The 23,780-nt window shown below is 39.3% G+C and carries 23 protein-coding genes; 17 read left to right on the top strand and 6 right to left on the bottom strand.

From position 1 onward, the window contains the following. The first annotated feature begins 258 nt into the window (after positions 1-258). Entirely contained in the window at positions 259-2,211 is a 1,953-nt protein-coding gene (gene dnaG, locus ACNKXV_RS03110; protein ID WP_417906236.1) for a DNA primase, read from the top strand. Here the strand turns inward: dnaG and ACNKXV_RS03105 are convergent. Both ACNKXV_RS03105 and nadE read right to left on the bottom strand, forming a co-directional pair. Beyond that, positions 2,204-2,842, bottom strand: coding sequence for a response regulator (locus ACNKXV_RS03105; protein ID WP_417906235.1), 639 nt, complete (start codon positions 2,840-2,842; stop codon positions 2,204-2,206). The genes dnaG and ACNKXV_RS03105 overlap by 8 nt on opposite strands. A 114-nt stretch (positions 2,843-2,956) precedes the next feature. Further along, on the bottom strand, positions 2,957-3,748 hold the full coding sequence (gene nadE, locus ACNKXV_RS03100) for an NAD(+) synthase (RefSeq protein WP_417906234.1): 792 nt from the start codon (positions 3,746-3,748) through the stop codon (positions 2,957-2,959). Between the two features lie 106 nt (positions 3,749-3,854). Between nadE and gldB the strand changes: the two genes are divergently transcribed. Genes gldB through ACNKXV_RS03085 form a run of 3 tightly spaced genes read left to right on the top strand, consistent with a single transcriptional unit; the run spans position 3,855 to position 5,512 of the window. Next, positions 3,855-4,814, top strand: coding sequence for a gliding motility lipoprotein GldB (gene gldB / locus ACNKXV_RS03095; RefSeq protein WP_417906233.1), 960 nt, complete (start codon positions 3,855-3,857; stop codon positions 4,812-4,814). After that, on the top strand, positions 4,814-5,152 hold the full coding sequence (gldC, locus tag ACNKXV_RS03090; RefSeq protein WP_417906232.1) for a gliding motility protein GldC: 339 nt from the start codon (positions 4,814-4,816) through the stop codon (positions 5,150-5,152). Before gldB ends, gldC begins: the two co-directional genes overlap by 1 nt. Further along, on the top strand, positions 5,153-5,512 hold the full coding sequence (locus tag ACNKXV_RS03085) for a GTPase (RefSeq protein ID WP_417906231.1): 360 nt from the start codon (positions 5,153-5,155) through the stop codon (positions 5,510-5,512). Here ACNKXV_RS03085 and yihA read toward each other — a convergent pair. Continuing rightward, complete coding sequence (yihA, locus tag ACNKXV_RS03080; protein WP_417906230.1) at positions 5,509-6,123, bottom strand: ribosome biogenesis GTP-binding protein YihA/YsxC; 615 nt, start codon at positions 6,121-6,123, stop codon at positions 5,509-5,511. The two genes, ACNKXV_RS03085 and yihA, sit on opposite strands and share 4 nt — an antisense overlap. A gap of 10 nt (positions 6,124-6,133) precedes the next feature. Then, positions 6,134-6,898, bottom strand: a complete 765-nt coding sequence (locus tag ACNKXV_RS03075) for an alpha/beta fold hydrolase (RefSeq protein ID WP_417906229.1) — start codon at positions 6,896-6,898, stop codon at positions 6,134-6,136. A 291-nt stretch (positions 6,899-7,189) separates the two neighbouring features. On the opposite strand from ACNKXV_RS03075, the gene mraZ reads away from it, so the two are divergent. From mraZ to ftsZ, 13 genes are all read left to right on the top strand, one after another. Beyond that, on the top strand, positions 7,190-7,657 hold the full coding sequence (mraZ, locus tag ACNKXV_RS03070) for a division/cell wall cluster transcriptional repressor MraZ (RefSeq protein ID WP_417906228.1): 468 nt from the start codon (positions 7,190-7,192) through the stop codon (positions 7,655-7,657). After that, positions 7,644-8,540, top strand: a complete 897-nt coding sequence (rsmH, locus tag ACNKXV_RS03065; RefSeq protein WP_417906227.1) for a 16S rRNA (cytosine(1402)-N(4))-methyltransferase RsmH — start codon at positions 7,644-7,646, stop codon at positions 8,538-8,540. Before mraZ ends, rsmH begins: the two co-directional genes overlap by 14 nt. Positions 8,541-8,546: 6 nt before the next feature. Next, positions 8,547-8,864 carry an FtsL-like putative cell division protein gene (locus tag ACNKXV_RS03060; RefSeq protein WP_417906226.1) on the top strand — a complete coding sequence of 106 codons (318 nt, stop codon included), beginning with the start codon at positions 8,547-8,549 and terminating at the stop codon, positions 8,862-8,864. A 6-nt stretch (positions 8,865-8,870) separates the two neighbouring features. Continuing rightward, complete coding sequence (locus ACNKXV_RS03055; RefSeq protein ID WP_417906225.1) at positions 8,871-10,862, top strand: penicillin-binding protein; 1,992 nt, start codon at positions 8,871-8,873, stop codon at positions 10,860-10,862. Continuing rightward, positions 10,863-12,329: a UDP-N-acetylmuramoyl-L-alanyl-D-glutamate--2,6-diaminopimelate ligase gene (locus ACNKXV_RS03050; protein WP_417906224.1), complete on the top strand. Its 1,467-nt coding sequence runs from the start codon at positions 10,863-10,865 to the stop codon at positions 12,327-12,329. Then, positions 12,329-13,561 carry a phospho-N-acetylmuramoyl-pentapeptide-transferase gene (gene mraY / locus ACNKXV_RS03045; RefSeq protein ID WP_417906223.1) on the top strand — a complete coding sequence of 411 codons (1,233 nt, stop codon included), beginning with the start codon at positions 12,329-12,331 and terminating at the stop codon, positions 13,559-13,561. Before ACNKXV_RS03050 ends, mraY begins: the two co-directional genes overlap by 1 nt. A gap of 4 nt (positions 13,562-13,565) precedes the next feature. Beyond that, a complete protein-coding gene (gene murD / locus ACNKXV_RS03040) occupies positions 13,566-14,909 on the top strand; it encodes a UDP-N-acetylmuramoyl-L-alanine--D-glutamate ligase (RefSeq protein WP_417906222.1) in 1,344 nt (447 codons plus the stop codon). 71 nt (positions 14,910-14,980) lie between these two features. Continuing rightward, complete coding sequence (locus ACNKXV_RS03035; RefSeq protein ID WP_417906221.1) at positions 14,981-16,186, top strand: FtsW/RodA/SpoVE family cell cycle protein; 1,206 nt, start codon at positions 14,981-14,983, stop codon at positions 16,184-16,186. Beyond that, on the top strand, positions 16,183-17,280 hold the full coding sequence (murG, locus tag ACNKXV_RS03030) for an undecaprenyldiphospho-muramoylpentapeptide beta-N-acetylglucosaminyltransferase (RefSeq protein WP_417906220.1): 1,098 nt from the start codon (positions 16,183-16,185) through the stop codon (positions 17,278-17,280). The genes ACNKXV_RS03035 and murG overlap by 4 nt, the downstream gene beginning before the upstream one ends. Continuing rightward, complete coding sequence (murC, locus tag ACNKXV_RS03025; protein WP_417906219.1) at positions 17,280-18,638, top strand: UDP-N-acetylmuramate--L-alanine ligase; 1,359 nt, start codon at positions 17,280-17,282, stop codon at positions 18,636-18,638. Before murG ends, murC begins: the two co-directional genes overlap by 1 nt. Then, on the top strand, positions 18,628-19,344 hold the full coding sequence (locus tag ACNKXV_RS03020) for a cell division protein FtsQ/DivIB (RefSeq protein ID WP_417906218.1): 717 nt from the start codon (positions 18,628-18,630) through the stop codon (positions 19,342-19,344). Before murC ends, ACNKXV_RS03020 begins: the two co-directional genes overlap by 11 nt. A gap of 3 nt (positions 19,345-19,347) precedes the next feature. Further along, the gene (ftsA, locus tag ACNKXV_RS03015) at positions 19,348-20,697 is read left to right on the top strand and encodes a cell division protein FtsA (protein ID WP_417906217.1); all 1,350 of its coding nucleotides are present in this window, start codon (positions 19,348-19,350) and stop codon (positions 20,695-20,697) included. Between the two features lie 33 nt (positions 20,698-20,730). Beyond that, on the top strand, positions 20,731-22,707 hold the full coding sequence (gene ftsZ, locus ACNKXV_RS03010) for a cell division protein FtsZ (RefSeq protein ID WP_417906216.1): 1,977 nt from the start codon (positions 20,731-20,733) through the stop codon (positions 22,705-22,707). Between the two features lie 75 nt (positions 22,708-22,782). Here the strand turns inward: ftsZ and ACNKXV_RS03005 are convergent, their stop codons facing one another. Both ACNKXV_RS03005 and ACNKXV_RS03000 read right to left on the bottom strand, forming a co-directional pair. Further along, positions 22,783-22,980: a hypothetical protein gene (locus ACNKXV_RS03005; protein ID WP_417906215.1), complete on the bottom strand. Its 198-nt coding sequence runs from the start codon at positions 22,978-22,980 to the stop codon at positions 22,783-22,785. A 105-nt stretch (positions 22,981-23,085) separates the two neighbouring features. Then, complete coding sequence (locus tag ACNKXV_RS03000) at positions 23,086-23,640, bottom strand: hypothetical protein (protein WP_417906214.1); 555 nt, start codon at positions 23,638-23,640, stop codon at positions 23,086-23,088. Between the last annotated feature and the right edge of the window lie 140 nt (positions 23,641-23,780).

The raw sequence follows: 23,780 nt of genomic DNA, 5'->3' as shown, positions 1-23,780 counted from the left end.
AGATTACAATACGAACGATTTCGTGTATGGTCTTAGTGGTTATATGGGATGGGGCGGAGCAACCCTTTATGCGAAATACGATCTTAACCCTTTGTTCAAAGAGCCAAATGCAGAGATACATAATGTGTCACTTGGCTTAAGATTCGATGTGGATTAATTAGCCATTTATATTGTAAATTTGCAAGGCTTTAAAATTGGAGGTTCCGTTTTTAAAGCCTTATCTTTTTTGTAATTTCCACCCATTAAATCTGAATAGAATTGATCTCAAGAACCACCATAGATAATGTATTTGAAACTGCCCGGGTAGAAGAAGTTATTGGTGATTTTGTACAGTTAAAGAAATCAGGGAGTAATATGAAGGGCCTCAGTCCTTTTACAGATGAACGCTCCCCAAGTTTTATGGTTTCTCCTGTAAAGCAAATCTGGAAGGATTTTAGTAGCGGAAAAGGAGGGAATGTAGTGGCTTTTCTAATGGAGCATGAGCATTTCACTTACCCGGAAGCAATTCGTTACCTCGCAAAAAAATACGGGATAGAGATCGAGGAGACCCAGCAAAGCGATGAGCAAAAAGAACAGGCGAATGAGAAGGAGAGCATGTATCTTGTTTCTGAATATGCCAATAAGTTCTTTCAAAAGCGAATGCACGAGACTGATGAAGGTCAGGCAATTGGATTAAGCTATTTTAAGGAACGAGGTTTCACTCCTGAAACAATTAAAAAATTCGACCTTGGATATTCCCCCGATGATTGGGAAGTTTTTACAAAGGCTGCCCTGGACGATGGATATCAGTTAAATTATCTGGAGAAGACCGGGTTAACCATAGTCAAGGAAAATAAAAAGTTCGACAGATTTAAGGGAAGAGTGATGTTCCCTATTCACTCCATGTCCGGTAGGGTTCTTGGTTTTGGAGGAAGAATTCTTTCCAATACTAAGAAAGCCGCCAAATATCTTAATTCGCCGGAAAGTGATATTTACCATAAGAGCAAAGTCCTTTATGGAATTTATTACGCAAAACAAGCAATTGCCAAAGAGGATAATTGCTATTTGGTAGAAGGCTATACAGATGTGATCCAGTTCCATCAAAGCGGAATTGAAAATACGGTTTCTTCTTCCGGGACTGCCCTTACTCCGGAGCAGATCAGGTTAATCAACAGGTTGACCAAAAACATTACTGTTTTATTCGATGGGGATGCAGCAGGGACAAGGGCTTCGCTTCGTGGAATAGATCTTATCCTTGAGCAGGGGATGAACGTAAAAGTGTGTCCTTTTCCTGAAGGAGAGGATCCCGACAGTTTCGCTCGTGCAAATTCAGAAAATGAATTAAGAGAATACCTTCAGGAGAATTCCCATGATTTTATCACTTATAAGGCTTCGTTGCTTATGGACGAATCCAAAAGTGATCCGGTTAAAAAGGCTGGTTTGATCAGGGATATGGTTAACAGTATTTCCAAAATTCCGGATAATATTCAAAGGGAAGTCTATTTGCAGGAATGTTCCAGAATAATGGATATTTCTGAAGATGTCCTGTATGCTACTCTTGCGCAAATAGAAAATAAGGATTCCAATACTTCTGCAAAACCTGCTAAAAATATGCAGGTGGTTAAGGAAACCTCGGCTCCAAAGAAAAAAGTAGATCAGCTTTATGAACTGGAGCGAAAGATCATAAGTTTACTTGTGCTGTATGGAAAAGAAGAAAGTGAATTTCACGATATTATCCTAAAGCAGAATGAACAGGGAGAAATGGTTTATGAGTCAGAAGTTCAAAAAGCCAGAGTCTTTGAAAAGATCTTTCTGGATCTGCAGGATGACGAAATTGAATTTACAAACGAGGATTTTAAAGAGTTGTTTTTACTGCTTATAGAAAAAATGAATAGTGAAGATGAATTTGGGGTGGAGATGATCATCAATGATCTAGAAAAATCTCAGGCCATCAAGCTTACCGATATTCTCATGGAAGAAGAGCAATATGAACTTCACGACTGGGAAAGACATGATATCCCAGTCAAGAAAAAAGAACAGGGTATATCTCAATACGTGACTCAAACCATACTTTCCTTAAGGCGCTATTTGGTGAGCCAGAAGATCAACGAGTTGGTAGAGGCAATGAAAGATGTGGATTCTGAAGAAAACAGAACCGAAATGATCCAGGAAATTATGAGTTATACGAGCTTAAGTACTATCCTTTCAGACAGGCTAGGGCGTGTTATGTAGTATTTAATTGCAGTAATCTTGACTGAGTAATTAGGTCTGCTACATTATCAACCTTCAGTTTTTTAAGCAGTCTTGTTTTATAAGTGCTTACCGTTTTCTCGTTAATGTCTAAAGCTTCCGCAATATCCTTATTTCTTTTACCTGAAGACAGGAGGTTTAAGACTTCTGTTTCCCTGGTAGAGAGCTTTTTAAACTTTGTAATCAAACTCTTACCTCTGGAAATTCCTGAATTAAGTTTCTCGGTAATCTTCCTGTTGAGGTAAATTCCGCCACGTGCAACCTGGTAAATTGCTTTTTCCAGAGTTTCATTGTCACTGTGTTTGGAAATGTATCCTGCCGCTCCTGCTTTAATAGCACTTAGGGCATACATTTCTTCGGGATGCGAGCTAAAAATTAAAGTTTTAACTTCCGGGAACTCTTGTTTAATGCGTCTTATCGCATTAATTCCATTAATTTGAGGAAGGTCTAATTCTACGATCAAAACATCAGGAGCGTCGGTTTCCAACTGACTAAATAGTTGTGTTCCACTGCTTACTCGTCCCGTTACCTGGAGAGCTGGATTGTTTTGAAGTACACATTTCACTCCTTCCAGAATGATAGGGTGGTGGTCTGCTATTAATACTCGATACATGATTTTAAGTTAAAAACAAGTCCGGGGGTAACTCGCTGAGTTTAGTTTAATTAACCTAAAATACTGCTTTGCCCCTTGAAAACGGAATTGAGGCTCACAAATTCGACAAGAAGACTATTTCTTTAGATGAACGGGTATATTGCATACAGGGATAGGATTCATTTTATGTTGATTCGCCGAATTTAGCCTGCTGTAAATTTCAAAGACTTCTTTATTCCTGCCTTCGAAATCATCGGCGGTTTTCCCTTCATCATGATTTTTCATCGCCCATTCCAATTCGTCGTATGAAGCTCCAATTTGTTCCTCATCGCTTCGGCTGTCGCCAAATAGACCATCAGTAGGAGCGGCCGTAACAATCTCTTCAATTATGTTAAGATGATTACCAAGATCGTAAACTTCACTTTTTAGGAGATCTGCAATAGGGTTTAAATCTACACCACCATCACCGTATTTGGTATAAAAACCTATTCCAAAATCTTCAATTTTATTTCCGGTTCCTGCTACTAAATATTTATGCAGTCCGGCAAAATAATAAAGCGTTGTCATGCGTAAACGCGCTCGGGTGTTGGCCAATGTTAGATCAAGAGTTTCAAATTTTCTTTCCTGAGGCATTGCTTTTTTAAAATCCTCAAAGACAGGGGTAAGATTGGTTTCCACACTGCTCACATTGGCAAAATTATGCTCTAATGCTTCAATGTGCTTGCGGGCACGGGTAATGTGGCTCGCGTGTTGGTGAATAGGCATCTCTAAACATAATGTATCAAGCCCGGTTTTTGCGCATAAGGTAGATACAACGGCAGAGTCAATCCCCCCACTAACCCCAACTACAAAGCCATTCATATTGGCTTTGGTTGCATAATTTTTTAGCCAGTTTATAATGTGATCTGCGACTTTTTCGGTTTGCATAATATTGGGTGATTTAGTTTCTAAGTAATACCTTTGCCACACAAATCTAACACATAAACCCAATTTTTAAAAGATACAGGCGTTAAAGCCTTCCTAATTGAAACCTATGTTGAAGAAATTTTGGATCCTTATTTTTCTTACAGTCTTATTTTCCTGTAATGAGAATTCTCACAGAGAGGAAGAAATTGAAAAGGTGGAAGTGGATTTTGAATTGAAAAGATTTGATCGGGAATTTGCTCAGGCAACCCCCGAGAATTTAAAGGCTCTGCAAAGTAACTACCCATATTTGTTCCCTGCCCAATTTCCTGATAGTGTTTGGGTGGAAAAACTTCAGGATTCAATACAACAGGAACTCAATGCCGAGGTTTACAAGGCATTTCCACAAATGGAAAATGAAGAGGCCGAATTTCAAAGTTTGTTCCAACACGTAAAATATTACTTTCCTGAATTTTCTGTACCTGATGTAATCACACTAACTTCTGAAGTGGATTATAAAAATAAAGTGATTTATACAGGTGATTTTTTGCTGGTATCTCTTGATACTTATTTAGGAGCCGATCATAAATTTTATGTTGGAATCCAGGAATTCCTGAAGAAGAATTTTACTAAAAATCAGATAGTAGTTGATGCGGCAGAGGAAATATCCCGGGAGTTTGTTCCTAAGCCGGATAGTAGAACCTTTCTTTCTCATATGTTGCATTACGGAAAGATTTTATATTTAAAAGAACAGTTTCTACCATCTAAATCCAGAGCGGAGTTGATGGGATATACAGAGGATGAGCTGGTCTGGGCAGAAAGCAATGAAGACCAGATTTGGAGGTATTTTATAGAAAATGAAGTGCTTTACGATACAGATTCTCAACTTTATACCCGTTTTCTATACCCTGCGCCTTTTTCAAAATTCTATTTACAACTGGATGCTGAATCTCCTTCCAGATTAGGTCAGTATATAGGTTGGAGAATCGTTGATGCTTATATGGAGCGAAATGAAGTATCCATAAAGCAAATGCTGAGAACTCCTGCCGAGGAAATTTTTAAGAATTCGAATTTTAAACCAAAGAAATAATGTCTCAATTTAAAAAGTCTGAAATAAACATAGAAGTGGTAACAGATGAAAATCATGTGCCAGAAAATATTACGTGGAGTGCCCAGGATGGGAATGTATATAAGGAAGAGGCTAAGGCTTTGATGTTATCTGTTTGGGATAGTAAAGAGCAGGAGACCTTGAGGATCGATCTTTGGACCAAGGAAATGCCGGTTGATGAAATGAAGAAATTTTTTCACCAGACTTTGGTTTCCATGAGTGACACTTATTATCGCGCAACTCAGGATGATAAGATGAGGGATACTATGAAAGACTTTTGTGATTATTTTGCTGAAAAAACCGAGATCAAAAAAAGCTAATTGGAAAAGCTGATCTTTGTTTATAATGCGCAATCCGGTAAACTGAATGCCCTGATGGATTCAATGCATAAGGTATTGAGTCCATCAACTTATGACTGTAAATTATGTGAGCTAACCTTCGGCTTGTTGCAGGAAAATAAAACCTGGAGAGAATTTAGGGATTCCCTCGATGTTGATACAGAATTTCTCCATAGAGATGAGTTTCAGAAAACCTATGCGTCAAAATTCGGGCATAAGTTCGAGTATCCAATCATTCTGGGGCAAACTGCGAAAGGACTTGAAGTAGTAGTCTCAAAGCCGGAGTTGAATAAAATTCAATCCACAGGAGAGCTTATCGAGAAGCTGAAAAACAGGATTTAATAAGATTGATTTTTACCCAGCTGTTGGTTGATGCCATCTATATATTCCAAAACTGAATCTTTACCTTCACCTGCTGTTGCCGAGGTGATAAAATATTCCGGCATTTCTTCCCAGGTTTCAAGCATTTCAGCTTTATAGTTCTCAATATTTTCATCAAGAACCTTTGGTTTTAATTTGTCAGCCTTGGTGAAAATTATGCAAAAAGGTACAGCATTCTGTCCCATCCATTGCATGAATTCCATGTCTATAGGTTGAGGTTTGTGTCTGGAGTCAATCAGAACAAACGCGCAAACCATCTGTTTCCTTTTTTCGAAATAGGCGGTGATGAATTTCTGAAAAACTCTTTTGGTGGATTTGGAAACCTGTGCATATCCATATCCGGGAAGATCCACGAGATGCCAATTGTCATTTATAAGAAAATGATTGATCAACTGAGTTTTTCCGGGCTTCGCCGAAGTTTTAGCCAGAGATTTTCTACCGGTTAGCATGTTGATAAGGGAAGATTTTCCCACATTACTACGGCCAATAAAAGCATATTCTGGTAACGAGCTGTTTGGGCAAAGGTCCACTTTTGAGTTGCTCACCACAAATTCAGCAGTCTTGATCTTCATAAGAAGTATTTTAAATTCCTCGTTCTGTGAACCAGGCGTGTAGTAGCTTATTAAATTCTTCCGGATGTTCCATCATAGCAGCATGGCCACATTTGTCTATCCAGTAAAGATCTGAATCCGGGAGTAATCGTTGAAAATCCTCCGCTACCTCCGGTGGAGTCACAGTATCATTTTTTCCCCAAATAATACAGGTTTGAGTGTGCATCTTTGGTAAGTCCTTCGCCATGTTGTGACGAATGGCACTTTTTGCAATGGCAAGCGTTTTTACAAGTTTATTCCTGTCACTTACAGTTTCATAAACTTCATCCACGATTTCTTTAGTGGCAATTTCCGGATCATAAAAAACAGCCTGAGCCTTCTTTTTTATAAAATCATAATCTCCACGACGCGGATAGCTTTCGCCCATCGCATTCTCATACAATCCCGAACTTCCGGTTATAACCAGAGCCTGTACAGATTCGGGGTACATTTTGGTCGCTAAAAGAGCAATATGTCCCCCCAGGGAATTCCCAAGCAGGATCACATCTTTATAACCTTTATAATCTAAAAATTCCTTTAAATATTTTGCAAATGTTCCAACACTGGTTTTTAAAAGTGACATGGAATATAAGGGCAATTCCGGGATAACGACCTTGTAGCCTTTCTCAGGGAAGTAATTCACCACCCCGTCAAAGTTACTTAGGCCTCCCATTAATCCGTGAAGAATAACAATTGGAGTTCCTTCGCCTTTCTCAAGATATGTGAATTTTCCCTCTTGCCTTAAGTGATCTTTCATTGATAGCCTTTGCGGTTAGCAATCGCAAATATAGCGATTTCGATACAAGTATAATCATTTTTGCGTAACTGCCATTGCTTTTCTGTGCTGTGGGAAGTATTGGATTTCCTAAAAACCAATGTGGGAATTATCCACAAATCTTATTAGGATTTCAAATTCCTGAAGCATAAGTAAATAGGGCTATTTCAAAGGTTTTCAAATACATACAGTGGTAAAACTTATCAACATTGTGGTAGAAAGTGGTAAAATGTGGTATAAAATTCAATATATTTGACTTTGTAATAAAAGTTTGTGGTAAATCTCATTGGAACATACGAATGCAAAGTAGACTCAAAGGGCCGTCTTATGGTCCCTTCGGCGTTGAAAAAGCAATTGTCACCGGTTCTTCAGGACGGCTTCGTGATAAAGCGGGCAGTTTTTCAGGATTGTCTGGAGCTGTATCCTATGGAGCAATGGAATGTTTTAATGGCTAAAATGAACAAGCTAAACAGGTTTATCAAGAAGAACAACGATTTTATTAGAAGGTTTACCGCCGGTGTAAAAACAGTTGAGGTAGATGGAAATGGTCGATTATTGATTCCTAAAGATCTGGTTGATTTTGCCGGAATTCAGAAAGAGATCGTGCTTTCCTCAGCAATAAACATCGTGGAGATCTGGGATAAAAATAAATATGAAAATACCATTGAGGCTGCATCAGGTGATTTTGGAGACCTGGCAGAAGAAGTAATGGGCAACGAAGAATTTAATGGAATATCATAATCCTGTACTGCTTAAAGAAACAGTAGATGGTCTGGATATCAAACCAGATGGTGTTTACGTGGATGTGACTTTTGGTGGTGGAGGGCACTCCCGTGAAATCCTTACAAGGCTTGGGCCTAATGGAAAATTATACGCCTTTGATCAGGATAAGGATGCGCTGGAGAATAAAATCGAAGATGAACGCTTTACCCTAATAAACGAAAACTTCAGATTTCTTAAGCGATTTCTTAGGTTTTACGGGGTGAAAAAAGTGGATGGGATTCTGGGTGATTTCGGAGTTTCTTCTCATCAGTTCAACGAAGCAGAAAGAGGTTTTTCAACCAGATTCGATGCGAAACTGGATATGAGAATGAATCAGGGAGATAAGCTAAGCGCTTATGAAGTGATTAATGAATATGAAGAGGAGCAGTTAAAAAAACTTTTCTACGCTTACGCCGATTTAAAAAACGCGCCAAAACTGGCCCGTGTAATTGTAGAGGCGAGAAAAGAAAGCAGAATTGAAACCAGTGAACAATTAAATGAGTTGTTGAAACCGTTTTTGTTCCGCGGGAAGGAAAATAAAATACTGGCTCAGATATATCAGGCGATTCGAATAGAAGTGAATCAGGAGATAGAAGTTCTAAAAGAGTTCTTATTGCAAACTGAAGAGATTTTGAAAGAAGGTGGGAGATTGAGTTTGATCAGTTACCATTCTCTGGAAGATAGACTGGTTAAGCGATATATAAGGAGTGGTTTGTTTGAAGGAGAGCCGGAAAAGGATATGTACGGGAATATTTCAGTTCCCTTTAAGAAGGTAAGTGGATTGATCGTCCCATCAGCTGAAGAGATCAAAGCGAATAACCGGGCCAGAAGTGCCAAGTTGCGAGTTGCGCGAAAGTTATAGGAGATCATGAAAAAAGGATTTTATAATTTACTGAAGGCTAACTTTCTTATAAGTGAAGATGCGGTTAAGAACTGGAGGTTTATAGTTTTTTGTACCATCCTGGCAATTATAATGATCGCAAGTTCTCATAATGCTGAAAAGAAAGTTCATCAAATCGCTAAACTGAGTAATGAGGTAAGAGAGCTTAGAAGTGAACATATCGAAAGACGTTCATCTCTAATGAAGATAAAAATGGAGTCTACCATTACAGATAGAATGGCAGAAAAAGGGGTTGGGCCTTCAGATACCCCGCCCAATAAAATAAGAGTGATAATTAAAGAATAACCCTCAATGGCGACAACCGAAAAAAACATCCTGAATCGTTTGTATTTCGTGGCAGGCTGTCTCTTCCTTTTTGCGTTAGCAGTTGGGGTTAAGTTGCTTAACATCCAGTTTGTTCATGGTGAGCATTACAAAAGTCTTGCTGAAGAACGTACCCTGAGAAATTTTAAGATTCCGGCCAACCGCGGGAATTTATATGATGTGAATGGGAATTTGCTGGCTACCTCTGTTCCTAAATATGATATTCGATTCGATGCAGTAACTGTATCAGATAAAAATTTCGAAGAAAATATCGGTCCGTTAAGTCAGAAGCTTTCAAAGATGCTTGGGCGGACTCCTACCTACTATTCTCAAAAATTAAGAACTGCCCGTGCCAACGGTCAGCGTTATGTGCTTATAGCCAAAAACCTTGGGTATTCAGATTATATGAAGATCAAGAGTTTTCCAATGTTCAATTTAGGTACCTATAAAGGAGGGATGATCACTGAGCAAAGTACGGTTAGAGAACATCCATTAGGGAAAATGGGCGAGCGTACGGTTGGTTATGAAAGGCGTGATGAAAACGGATATTTCACCAGAGTGGGACTTGAAGGTGCATTTAGTAATTACCTGAGAGGAACAGATGGGAGAAGGTTAAAACAGAAGATCGCCAAAGGTCAATGGAAGCCAATTAGCGATAATAATGAAATGGAGCCGAAAGATGGGCTGGATGTTATCTCTACCATCGATGTGAATATTCAGGATATCGCGCACCATTCTCTGTTGCGTCAATTGGAATATTTTGAAGCAGATCATGGGACTGTTATCGTAATGGAGACTAAAACCGGAGAGATCAAAGCGGTTTCAAATCTTGGAAGAACAGCTGAAGGTACTTATTTCGAAAAAAGAAATTATGCGGTGTACGAAGCACATGAGCCGGGTTCAACTTTTAAGTTGATGGCCATGGTCGCCGCTTTGGAAGATAAGGTGATCGATACCAGCGATGTTCTGGATACCGAAAAAGGAGTGGTAAGATATTATGGACGCCCGGTGCGGGATTCGCATCATGGTGGCTACGGAAAGATTTCAGCAGCAAAAGCTTTTGAAGTTTCTTCCAATACAGCATTTACAAAAATGATCACAGAAGGATATAAGAACAATCCTTCAAAATTTGTTGATCGACTTTATTCAATGGGACTTAACCAGAAAATTGGTCTTGAAATCAAGGGTGAGGGATCCCCCCGAATTCCTCACCCACAAGACAAAGACTGGAATGGTTTGAGCTTGCCGTGGATGGCCTTTGGATATGGGGTCTCCCTTACTCCGCTGCAAACTCTAACTTTTTACAATGCAATTGCCAATGATGGCGAAATGGTAAAGCCAAGATTTATCAGAGCGGTAAAAGACCGTGATAAACCGGTGATCACCATGGATAAAAAGGTGATGAACCCATCTATCTGTTCTCCGGAGACTGCTGCGAAAGTTCGCGAAATGATGAAAAATACGGTGGAAAGAGGAACAGCGGCAAATATTTATACAGAGAACTTTTCCATGGCCGGGAAAACCGGGACTTGTCAAACAGAATACTGGATCGAGCCGGGTAGATATATCGCTTCTTTCGCAGGATATTTCCCTGCAGAAGACCCTAAATATTCCTGTATAGTGGTTATCCATAAGCCAAACCGCAGAAAAGGATACTATGGGAATATCGTAGCGGCACCTGTATTCAAGGATATTGCTCGTAAAATATATACTGATACTCCTATTACTGAAGAGCTGGAAGGCCTGGAAGTGGAAGACGAAAAAGTACAATCCAATTACGAGGCTTATTATGCCAAGTTGGAGAACGAGAAATTGTTGATGCCAGATGTAACCGGGATGCCGGCAATGGATGCTGTCTCCCTTCTTGAAAACTTAGGATTGGAAGTTAAGATCCATGGGAATGGAAAGGTGAAGAGACAATCTGTTTCTGCCGGTCAAAAACTAAATAATAATCAAACTATCAAACTGGAATTAAGTTAGATGAAAGTTTTAAAGGATATACTTTACAAGGTAAATATGTTATCGGTAACCGGAGATACCGGGGTGACTGTAAACTATATTCATTTTGACTCCAGGAAGGTGAAACTTAATGATGTTTTTGTGGCTATAAGAGGAACGCTCTCAGATGGTCATGATTTTATTAAGAATGCAGAGAATCAGGGTGCTCTGGCTATAGTATGTGAAGAGCTGCCAAAGGAGAAAGTGAATGGGGTTACTTATATAGAAGTAAAGGACTCGAAAAAAGCTCTTGCTTATATTTCAGCGAATTATTTTGATGATCCTTCAGATAAATTAAAACTAGTAGGGGTAACCGGAACCAACGGGAAAACTACCATTGCAACTTTATTATTTGACCTGTTTTCTAAAGCCGGATTCAAATGTGGATTGCTCTCTACTGTAAAAGTGATGGTGGGGGATGAAGAGTTTTCGGCAATTCGTACGACTCCAGATTCTATCACTATCAATTCTTACCTGCGGGATATGAACGATGCAGGGGTGGAATTCTGTTTTATGGAAGTTAGTTCGCATGGGATCGATCAACATAGAACTACGGCATTGACCTTTGCCGGGGGAATATTTACAAACCTTTCCCACGATCATTTAGATTATCATAAAGATTTTGCCGAATACAGGGATGTAAAAAAGAGGTTTTTTGATGAATTACCTTCAAAGGCTTTTGCGCTTGTAAATACAGATGATAAGAATGGAGCAGTGATGCTTCAGAATACAAGAGCTAAAAAATATACTTATGCTTTAAAATCCTTTGCCGATTATAAAGCTCAGATCCTTGAAAATAATTTCACAGGCCTGCTTCTAAAGATAGATGAGCAGGAATTGTGGACTCGCCTAATAGGGAATTTCAACGCTTATAATGTGCTGGCAATTTATGCCACGGCAGATCTTCTTGGATTGAAAACCCTGGAGATATTAAGAATTATAAGTGATCTGAATTCGGTTAACGGCAGGTTTCAGTATGTGATTTCAGAAAAGGAAAAGGTAACGGCAATAGTTGACTATGCTCATACGCCTGATGCTTTGAAGAATGTACTTGAGACTATTAACAGTATCCGGACTAAAAACGAAAACCTGATCACTGTTGTTGGTTGTGGTGGTGACAGAGATAAGACCAAAAGGCCAAAAATGGGAAATATCGCTGCTGCTTTAAGTTCCCGGGCGATTTTTACCAGTGACAATCCGCGTACAGAAGATCCGGAAAAGATCATTGAAGAGGTTGAAGCGGGAGTAGAGCCGCAGCACTTTAAAAAGACTATGAATGTCATCAATCGCAAACAGGCTATCAAGCTGGCTTGCCAATTAGCGGGTGCAAACGATATTATACTTATTGCCGGGAAAGGCCATGAGACCTATCAGGAAATAAACGGAGAAAGATTCGATTTTGATGACCTTAAGATCGTAAAAGAACACTTAAAACAACTTGATAAATAATGCTGTATTACCTGTTTCAATTTTTAGAAGAACAGTATCAGTTGCCGGGAGCTCAGTTATTTGAATTCCTGTCTTTCCGCTCAGCTATGGCGATCATTTTCTCCTTGGGGATATCTACCATTTATGGAAAGAGGATCATCAACTATTTAAGAGCAAAGCAAATTGGAGAAAGTGTTCGGGATCTTGGTTTAAAAGGTCAGTCGGAAAAGGCCGGAACTCCAACAATGGGAGGTATCATAATTATTGTGGCCACTTTAATTCCTGTGCTTCTTTTTGCAAAACTGGAAAATATTTATGTACTCCTGCTAATCATTACTACCCTATGGATGGGAGTTATTGGATTTCTGGATGATTATATAAAAACCTTCAAAAAAGATAAGGAAGGTCTAAAAGGAATATTTAAGGTAATTGGTCAGGTTGGGCTTGGTTTGATCGTGGGTTGTACCATGTATTTTCACCCGCAAATTACCACCAAGGAAGTGGTGACTGAAACCAGTCCTACCGAGAATGTTATTGCCCGCGCTGAGGTAGTTGACATGGGGCCGGAAGAGAAAAATACCACTACAACCATACCTTTTGTAAAGAATAACGAATTCGAATATTCAAGTTTGATCACCTGGATAAATCCGGGACTTATCGATTATGCGTGGTTAATATTCATTCCAATTGTAATATTCATCGTGACTGCGGTTTCTAATGGAGCGAATTTAACCGATGGTATAGACGGTCTGGCTGCAGGATCGTCGGCTATTATCGTTCTTACATTAGGAATTTTTGCCTGGGTATCGGGTAACATCATATTCTCAGATTATCTGAATATCATGTATATCCCACGATCTGGTGAAATGACCATTTTTATCACTGCTTTTGCCGGTGCCCTGGTTGGTTTTTTATGGTATAACACTTTCCCTGCTCAGGTGTTTATGGGGGATACGGGAAGTTTGACCATTGGAGGAATTATCGCGGTGTTGGCTATTGCCACAAGAAAAGAACTTTTGATTCCTCTTTTATGCGGAATCTTTTTAATAGAGAATTTATCTGTTGTGATGCAGGTGGGCTGGTTTAAGTTCACCAAAAAGAAATATGGAGAAGGTAGAAGGATTTTCCTAATGTCACCATTGCATCATCACTATCAAAAGAAAGGGCGTCACGAAAGTAAGATCGTGGTTAGATTCTGGATCGTGGGAATCTTTCTGGCTATACTTACCATAGTTACTCTAAAAGTTAGGTAAGCAGATGGTGGAAATTAAAAAGATCGCAATTCTTGGTGGTGGAGAAAGTGGAGTGGGAACAGCATTGCTGGCGAAGAAGCAAGGAATTATGGTTTTCCTTTCAGATAAAGGAAGAATAAAAGATAAATACAGGGAAGTTCTTGAACATAATGAGATTGAATGGGAGGACCAGCAACATACCGAATCAAAGATTTTTGATGCGCAGGTTGTAATGAAAAGTCCGGGTATTCCTGATACTGCCCCTTTAATTCAGCAATTATGCAAACAAGGGATTCAGGTGTTATCTGAAATCGAATTTGCTTCCTGGTTTTCACAAGTTCCGGTAATAGGCATTACGGGAAGTAATGGGAAAACTACGGTGACCAACCTTGTTCAGCATGTGCTAAAAGAAGCTGGAATAAATTCGGGAATGGGCGGTAATGTTGGAAACAGTTACGCCAAAATGGTAGCCGAAGAGGAACATGACTGGTTTGTACTGGAGCTAAGTAGTTTTCAGCTGGATGGAATCGAGAATTTTAATTCTCATATCGCCATCCTTACCAACATCACGCCAGATCATTTGGATAGATATGATTATAAACTTGAAAATTATATAGAGTCAAAGTTTAGAATAGTAAAGAACCAGACTGCCAGTGATTATTTCATCTATGATGCAGATGATCAAAATATTACAGAGTGGCTCGCGAAGAATCCTGTAAAATCTCAGTTGTTGCCATTTTCACTGGAGAAAACCTTTGAAAATGGAGCTTATTTAGAAAATGAAAATATTGTAATAAAATTTAATAATACCAGATTTACCATGCCAACATCAGATCTTGCCCTTCAGGGAAAACATAATACTAAAAATGCCATGGCTGCGGCGACCGTATCGCAGTTATTAAAAATTAGAAAACAAACCATACGTGAGAGTATGGCGAATTTTCAGGGGGTAGAGCATAGGCTTGAAAAAGTTCTTAAGATCAATAATGTTCTTTATATCAACGATTCCAAAGCGACTAACGTGAATGCTACTTTCTATGCCCTGGAAAGCATGGAGTCAGAAACCGTTTGGATCGTAGGTGGAGTTGATAAAGGGAATGTCTATGACGACCTGCTTCCCTTAGTGAACGAAAAAGTAAAGGCGATCATTTGTCTTGGAGTAGATAATGCCAAGATCGTAAATGCATTCGGAAAAATAGTTGAGAACGTGGTGGAAACCAATTCTATGGAAGAAGCTGTGAAAATTGCGTACAGGTTGGCAGATAAAGGTGATAATGTGCTATTGTCTCCGGCTTGTGCAAGTTTCGATCTGTTTGATAATTATGAAGACAGAGGTAGACAATTTAAAGACGCGGTTAGAAAATTATAATTACCGTTCCTGAAATATTCTGAATGGATATTATTAATTCAGGAAAATAAACAAAGATAGAAGGAGAAATAATGAGCAATGTTTTTGCAAATTTAAAAGGTGATAAGGTTATATGGGCTGTAGCCGGACTGTTGGCAATATTTTCGTTTTTGCCGGTCTATAGCGCCAGTAGTAATCTTGCATATCTTCACGGGGATGGAAGTACCACGGGATTTTTGATCGTGCACTTTTTCCATCTGTTGTTGGGGTTCTGTCTCCTGTTTGCAGTACACAGAGTGCCATATCATTATTTTAGGGGAATATCCATATTATTCCTTCCTGTCGTCATTTTATTATTGATATATACAGTTGCTCAGGGAACTACCATTGATGGTGCTTATGCCAGTAGGTGGATACGTATCCCGGTGCTTAATGTATCCTTTCAATCTTCCACACTTGCAGCTGTGGTTCTCATGGTTTATGTGGCGAGATACCTGTCTAAGATCACAGATAAAACTGTGAAATTTAAAGAGACAATTATCCCCTTATGGTTGCCGGTTTTTGTGGTATTAATATTAATTTTGCCGGCCAATTTCTCCACAACGGCCATCATTTTTAGTATGACGCTGATTTTGATGTTCTTGGGAGGTTATCCCATAAAATATCTGGCTGCTATTGTAGCTGCAGGTCTCGTAATGCTGAGCATTTTTGTGCTTACAGCTAAAGCTTTTCCGGGTCTTTTGCCTAACAGGGTGGATACCTGGACCAGCAGGATCGAAACTTTTTTCGATGATGAAGAGTCGGCGGAACAGTATCAGGTGGAAAAAGCAAAAATTGCCATAGCGCAGGGCGGTATAACCGGAACAGGAATTGGAAAAAGTGTTCAAAGAAATTTTTTACCTCAATCCTCTTCAGATTTTATCTATGCGATAATAGTGGAAGAAATGGGATTGATCGGAGCTTTTGGAGTGATGCTTGCATACTTGTTATTACTCTTCAGGATTGTAATTGTAGCCACAAAAGCTAATACTGTCTTTGGAAAGCTCGTGGTGATGGGAGTAGGCTTGCCTGTGGTTTTTCAGGCTTTGATAAATATGGGAGTAGCTGTGGAATTATTCCCGGTAACAGGTCAAACCCTTCCGCTGGTAAGTAGCGGAGGAACTTCCATTTGGATGACCTGCATTGCTCTTGGAATTATTCTAAGTGTGAGTGCGAAAAGAGAAGAGATAAAAGAATCTGAAAATAGTGAACTGGAGAATGAGGAGAATCCTCTTGATATTCTAAGTGAAGCAATATGAAAAAGGACTTGAGAGTCATATTATCCGGAGGTGGAACAGGAGGACATATTTATCCTGCCATTGCCATTGCAGATGAGATCAAGAAAAGGCATCCGCAGGCAGAGATCCTGTTTGTTGGCGCAAAGGATCGTATGGAAATGGAGAAAGTTCCGCAGGCTGGATATAAGATCGAAGGTTTATGGATTAGTGGTGTAGACAGATCTTTTAGTCTCAAAAATTTCATTTTCCCTTTTAAATTGATGAGCAGTCTTTCTAAATCAAGAAAGATCATTAAAAATTTTAAGCCGGATATTGTCATTGGAACCGGCGGATTTGCCAGTGGTCCATTATTGAGAGTGGCGATTTCGAATGGGATTCCTACTCTTATTCAGGAGCAAAATTCCTTGCCGGGGATCACTAATAAAATCCTGGCGAAATATGCCGACACGATTTGTGCAGCTTATGAAAAAGTAAAGGAAGTTTTTCCTGCGAATAAAACAGTGATCACAGGTAATCCTGTGAGACAGGATTTATTAAAGCTTGGTGAGAACAGGGAGGAAGCCGATCAATATTTTGGTCTCACTAAAAATAAAAAAACAGTGCTTATCCTTGGTGGAAGCCTGGGGGCAAGACGTATCAATAGTTTGATCGAGACTTTTCTGCAAAGATTCAAGGAGGAAGATATTCAGCTCATCTGGCAAACAGGAAAATTATACTATGAGGAGTATAAAAAATATGATTCCCCATCGGTGAGAGTTCAGCAATTCATCAACAGGATGGATCTTGCGTATGCTGCGGCAGATGTGATCATCTCCAGAGCAGGTGCAGGTAGCGTATCTGAACTTTGTATAGTTGGGAAGCCGGTATTGTTTATTCCATCTCCTAATGTTGCAGAGAATCATCAGGCCAAGAACGCCATGGCGGTAACTGAACATGATGCCGCGATGATGATGACAGAAGATGAATTGACGGAAAGTTTTGATACCTGTTTTTTCAGTTTTATAAAAGATGAGCGAAGATTGGCTCAAATGGCCAGTAATATTAAAAAACTTGCTTTACCTGATGCTACTTCAAAAATTGTGAATGAAGTAGAAAAATTAGTGAATAAAGAATAATGATAAAACCGGATCACATACTTAATTATTATTTCATCGGGATAGGTGGAATAGGAATGAGTGCCCTGGCCAGATATTTTAAGGCCAAGGGTAAAAACGTATGTGGTTATGATAAAACACCTTCAGAGCTTACCAAAACTTTGGAGGCTGAAGGTATAGCTCTGAATTTTGAAGATGAAATTGAAGCTATTCCAGAAGAAATACTGAAGGATCCTGAAAATACACTAATAGTTTATACTCCGGCCGTACCAAAAGATCATAAACAGTTCAATCATTTAAGAACAGAAGGTTTTCAAATCGCGAAAAGAGCCGAATTATTGGGAATGGTTACTGCCAATAAATATTGTCTCGCTGTAGCGGGAACTCATGGTAAAACAACCACAACCGCGATTTTAGGTCATCTTTTAAAAGAGACCGGAGCCAAAGTAACCGCATTTCTGGGCGGGATTAGTGAAGATATACAGTCTAATCTTATCATGCAGGGAGATGAAGTAGTGGTTGTGGAGGCTGATGAATTTGACAGATCTTTTCTTCAGTTATCACCTAATCTGGCTGCTGTAACTTCTATGGATGCAGATCATTTGGACATTTACGGCAGCAAGGAAGAGCTTGAAAAATCATTTAGAGAATTTGTAGCCAGGGTACCCGCGGATGGGAAGCTTTTTATTAAGCATGATCTTCCGTTAACCGGCCTGAAAATTGGTTTAAATGGAGAAGGAGACTATTCCGCTACCAATATTAAAATTGAAGAAGGAACCTATGTTTTTGATCTAAAAACACCTTCAGAAATTATCCAAAATTTAAAATTTAATCTACCCGGCAATCATAATTTGCTGAATGCTATAACTGCCCTGGGTATGGCGATCGAATACGGTTCCCCAACCAAAGATCTGGCCAGGGCTTTATATTCTTTTAAAGGGGTTAAGCGTAGATTTAATTATAAGATAAAAACGAATAACCTAGTGCTTATAGATGACTATGCGCACCACCCTACCGAAATTTCAGCAGTTCATCAGGCGGTGAGAGCTATGTATCCTGAGAAAACTGTACTTGCTGTTTTTCAGCCACATCTTTTTAGCCGGACTCGTGACTTTGCCGACGAATTTGCAGCAAGCCTTTCTCAATTTGATAAAGTGCTTTTGCTGGATATTTATCCGGCCAGAGAGATGCCAATTGAAGGGATTACTTCAAAATGGTTGCTGGATAAAATTTCGAACCCTAATAAGGCTTTGGTCGAGAAGAAAGACCTTGTGTCGAAAATAAAAGAAGAAAACTCGCAGGTAGTAGTGATGATGGGTGCCGGAGATATTGGAGAACAAGTAGAAACCGTTAAAAATTCACTGTTGAATGAAGCGTAGTTTTACTTACATAAAGCCCATTTTATTGATCGTGATAGTCGCGTTTTTATACGGTTTTGCTGAAAAACGTCATAAGTATCGGATTATCAGTGAGATAAACGTAAAATTCACCGATACTGAAAATCTCTATGTTACTGAGGAAGTGGTTAATAAATTGTTAATACAAAATAATTCAAGCGTCTCGAGCATAGATAAAGAAACTTTAGATTTGAATAGGGTGGAATCCCTTTTAAATAATCATAATATGATCGAAAACGCAGAAGTTTATCTCACTTTGGACGGCAAACTTGAAGCGGAAGTAAGTCAAAGAAAACCGATAGGTAGAGTTTTAGGCAATTCGTCATTTTATTTAGATAAAAATGGTGAGATCATGCCTCTTTCTCCATTCTATTCGGCCAGAGTGCCTGTAATGTTTGGTTTTGACGGATCGAATGTTGCTGAGGCTTATCCTGTTTTAGAACATATACGCCGGGATAAATTTTTAACTCACCACATTACGGGAGTTAGAAGGCTTAAAAGCGGAAAATTTTTACTGGAACTGCGAAATATGGACTTCGAGTTATATTTTGGAGATTCCAGTAACGTAGCTTTAAAATTCAACAATTTTAAAGCATTTTATAAAAAAGCACGAAAAGAGAATAAATTAAATACCTACAAAAAAGTGAACCTACAGTTTGGAGACCAGGTTGTATGCACTAAAAAATAGTTTATGGAACAAAACGATATTGCAGTAGGATTAGATATTGGAACAACCAAGATTGTGGCTATGATAGGTCGCAAAAATGAATATGGGAAGGTGGAGATTATCGGGATAGGTAAATCTAAATCTTTAGGTGTTCACAGAGGGGTGGTGAATAACATCACTCAAACCATCCAATCTATTCAGCAGGCAATACAGGAAGCAGAGGCCGATAGCGGCTTGAAGATTAGTGAAGTGGTAGTGGGAATTGCAGGGCAACATATTAGAAGCCTTCAGCACAGTGATTATATCACTCGTCAAAATCCAGATGAGGTTATAGATGGGGATGATATCCATACGCTATGCAATCAGGTTCACAAACTGGTTATGTTACCCGGAGAAGAGATCATACATGTGCTTCCGCAGGAATTTAAAGTTGACGGTCAGGCAGAGATCAAAGAGCCTATCGGGATGTATGGAGGCAGACTTGAAGCCAACTTCCACGTAGTGGTAGGTCAGGTTTCATCCATTAGAAATATTGGAAGATGTGTTAAGAGTGCCGGTCTGGAACTTTCAGCCGTGACCTTGGAACCATTGGCATCCGCTAATGCTGTTTTGAGTCAGGAAGAAAAAGAAGCCGGAGTTGCTCTTATCGATATAGGTGGTGGAACAACAGATCTTGCCATCTTCAAAGATGGGATCATCAGGCATACCGCGGTAATTCCTTTTGGTGGAAATGTGATCACAGAGGATATCAAAGAAGGTTGCTCAATTATTGAAAAACAAGCCGAGCTATTGAAGATAAAATTTGGATCTGCATGGCCGGGTGAAAATAAAGATAACGAGATCGTATCGATCCCGGGATTACGAGGAAGAGAGCCTAAGGAGATCACTCTTAAGAATCTTTCCAAGATCATTAATGCACGTGTGGTAGAGATCATTGAGCAGGTTTACCTGGAGATCAAGAACTACGGGCATGATGAGCAGAAGAAAAAACTTATTGCCGGATTAGTGCTAACCGGTGGAGGTGCGCAATTAAAGCATCTTAAACAAACCGCAGAATATATTACCGGAATGGATACCAGAATTGGATATCCAAATGAGCATTTGGCCGGTACAACAGATTCTGAAACTACCAGCCCGGTTTATGCAACCGCAGTTGGATTAGTGATGAATAGTCTGGAGCATGGAAAGTCGAACATGCAGGAATCAGCAGATCTTTCAGAGCATGTGGAGGACGAAAGTGATTATGCAGGAGAACAGGATCATGACCATGAGCCGGAAGAACATGAAGAATCTACTTCTAAAAGGGTCGCTAAAAAGAGCATTTTTGATAAGTGGGCCGAGAAGTTTAAAGATTTCTTAGATAACGCAGAATAAAATAGATACAATACAACCAGTAAAACAGAGTTTATGAGCAGTACAGAATTTGGAGACATCTCATTCGATTTACCGAAAAATCAATCGAATGTCATCAAAGTGATTGGAGTAGGAGGAGGAGGAAGCAATGCCATCAACCACATGTTCCAGTTGGGAATAAAAGGGGTTGATTTCGTTGTTTGTAACACCGATTCCCAGGCACTTGAGAACAGTTCGGTTCCTAATAAAATTCAGTTAGGGGTAACTCTAACCGAAGGACTTGGAGCAGGAGCTAATCCTGAAATTGGAGAGAAAGCAGCAGTAGAAAGTTTTGAGGATATTAAACAAATGCTCGATTCTAATACCAAAATGGTCTTCATTACCGCAGGAATGGGTGGTGGAACCGGTACCGGTGCTGCTCCAATTATTGCAAAACAGGCGAAAGAACTGGATATATTAACCGTTGGGATCGTAACTATTCCTTTTCAGTTTGAAGGAAGAAACAGGAACGAGCAGGCGCAATTAGGTGTTGAAAGGCTGAGAAAGCATGTAGATTCCCTTATTGTCATCAACAACAACAAACTGCGTGAGGTATATGGAAACCTTGGTTTTAAAGCCGGGTTCTCCAAAGCAGATGAGGTGCTTGCAACAGCTTCAAGAGGTATCGCTGAAGTTATAACTCATCACTACACACAGAACATTGACTTGCGGGATGCAAAAACTGTATTAAGTAACTCTGGTACAGCTATTATGGGTTCTGCAACTGCATCTGGAGCTAGTAGAGCTACAGATGCGATCATGAAAGCCCTTGATTCTCCATTATTGAATGATAACAAAATTACCGGAGCTAAAAATGTTTTACTGCTTATTGTATCTGGTAATGAAGAGATCACTATTGATGAAATTGGAGAAATAAATGACCATATTCAGGGAGAAGCTGGTCATAGTGCCAACATTATCATGGGTGTAGGTGAAGATGAATCTCTTGAAGATGCTATTGCTGTTACTATTATTGCTACTGGTTTTGATGTAGAGCAGCAAAATGAGATCACGAATACAGAATCCAAGAAGATCATTCATACTCTGGAAGATGAGCAAAAAGCTGTTCAGGAATTAACCACCAAGAATTCAGGTCCTGTGGCTCAGGTGCCAAACTCTCCGGTTAAGCCTGATTTTGCTACTGAAATCCCTTTTGAGCCTGAGAAAGAAGAGAAGATCGTTCATACTCTGGACGAGAATGAAGAAGAGGTTGACGAGATTGGAAATATCAAGCCTAAGGTGGATGATTCTTTAAAAACTCCTGAATTTGCCAGAAAACTTGATGTGTCTTATGAAGAAGTTGATCCTTCAGATTTTATCATCAATGACACTTCAGAAGAAGTTAAGCAACAGGAAGAAATTCAGAATGACAATGAAGATCAATTCATGTTCACTTTTGATATTCCGCTTAATAAAAAAGAAGAAAAGCAGGTTAATTCAAGTTCTGTAAGAGCTGAAGAAGAGACCAGACACACACTGGAAGAAGAGGTTGAAGATACCCGTAATATCAAGGTAAATGAGCCAATTGAGATTATCCCGGTAACTGAAAACTCGGCTCAGGGTGTAAAGAGATATAGTCTGGATGATTATATGGAAATGGAGCAAAAGCTTGAGAACTCCAAAGCTCCTGAGAAAAAGGAAGAGAAGGATGAATCGATCGCTTTCGAAAAAAGAACTGTAGAGCCGGCTCCAGCTAGAGAAAATACAGGAGAGGACAATAATCCATTTGATAATCCTATTTCATCTGAAGTGGTTAGACAAAGAACTGCAGAGCGTAAAGCGAAGATGAAAGAATTCAATTATAAGTTCAGGACCGGAAACTCTCAAATTGATGAGATCGAAAAGCAGCCGGCTTATAAAAGAGCAGGGATAGAATTGGATAATTCCAAACCGGGAGAAGGGAAGTTATCCCGAACCAGTATTGAACAGGATGATAACAATGAGATCCATTTTAGAAAGAACAATTCCTTTCTTCACGACAATGTGGATTAAATAATATTAAAACGAAAAAAAGCTGCCAATGGCAGCTTTTTTTCGTTTAAGTATAAAATATTCTAATGAATTTAGCTAAGAACTGGCTTGCACTTCATCTGTATCCTTTCGGTATTTCAGCATGGAAATTCCGGCGACGAAAAACACAAAACCAAGTATCGTAAGTGCCCAGGGATTAAGCATCAAAGCGACGCTTCCAAATATCCCTAAAACTCCCATTACAAGTGCTATTGCACCTCCAACGGTCATGATCATTGCTAAGACTTTTATCATAATTAGTTTGTTAGTGATTATCTAATAAAAGTACTTAAAGATTTAAAATCCTGAGCTTTCTTAACAAAAATTAAACGATTCCGGGTTTGTATTAACCTTTGATTTTTAGTTCCAGTAGATCATGAAATATTTGATTTTTGCATCATCAGGGATTTGTGAGGCCATGATCTTACTGTCTGTGTCATACCTTAAATTTGAGGGTAACTGGCTCTTGTCAATAGTTATATAGGCATTGATCTCATCCAGAAATATCACAGCAGAATTAATGGTGTTTTCTATTCTGGAAATTGTGTAGTTTTCCATTACCTCTTTAAAGGTGCTATTGATATTAAGACCGGCTTTGGTTTCAAATCTTGGATCCAGAATTCTTATATATCCTATAGTGCTTGTTGAATCGAACTCCTGCAATGGTTCCAGGGTCATCAATGCCTTTCCATCCTCTCCAAAGATCTTTATTTCGTCTGTAGATCGAAAATCCTGAGGTCCGCTGGTTTGTCTAACAATACTGTCGTTTTTAAAAATTGAATCCAGCTGATTGATCCTGATCTCTTTCTTAAGTGGTCCAACCCGAGTGGAGGTTATAAGAAACGGATTTTCATTTTCACTGTTACATGATACCAGCCCGGCAAGGCCAAGAATCAATAATGCTTTTTTATACATATTGGTATACGGTGGTTATTATTTCAAAAATTTATTCAGGATGCCCATCACTCCTCTTATAAAGGTGGCACTGGTAAGAACTTTAATAACCGCACCCTGAGTTGATTTGCTCTGGGTGGATTTTTTGCTTGTTTTTTCAA

This window comes from Christiangramia aquimixticola, assembly GCF_048285835.1.
Classification (GTDB): domain Bacteria; phylum Bacteroidota; class Bacteroidia; order Flavobacteriales; family Flavobacteriaceae; genus Christiangramia; species Christiangramia aquimixticola.
This window is presented reverse-complemented; position numbering and strand designations above follow the sequence as displayed.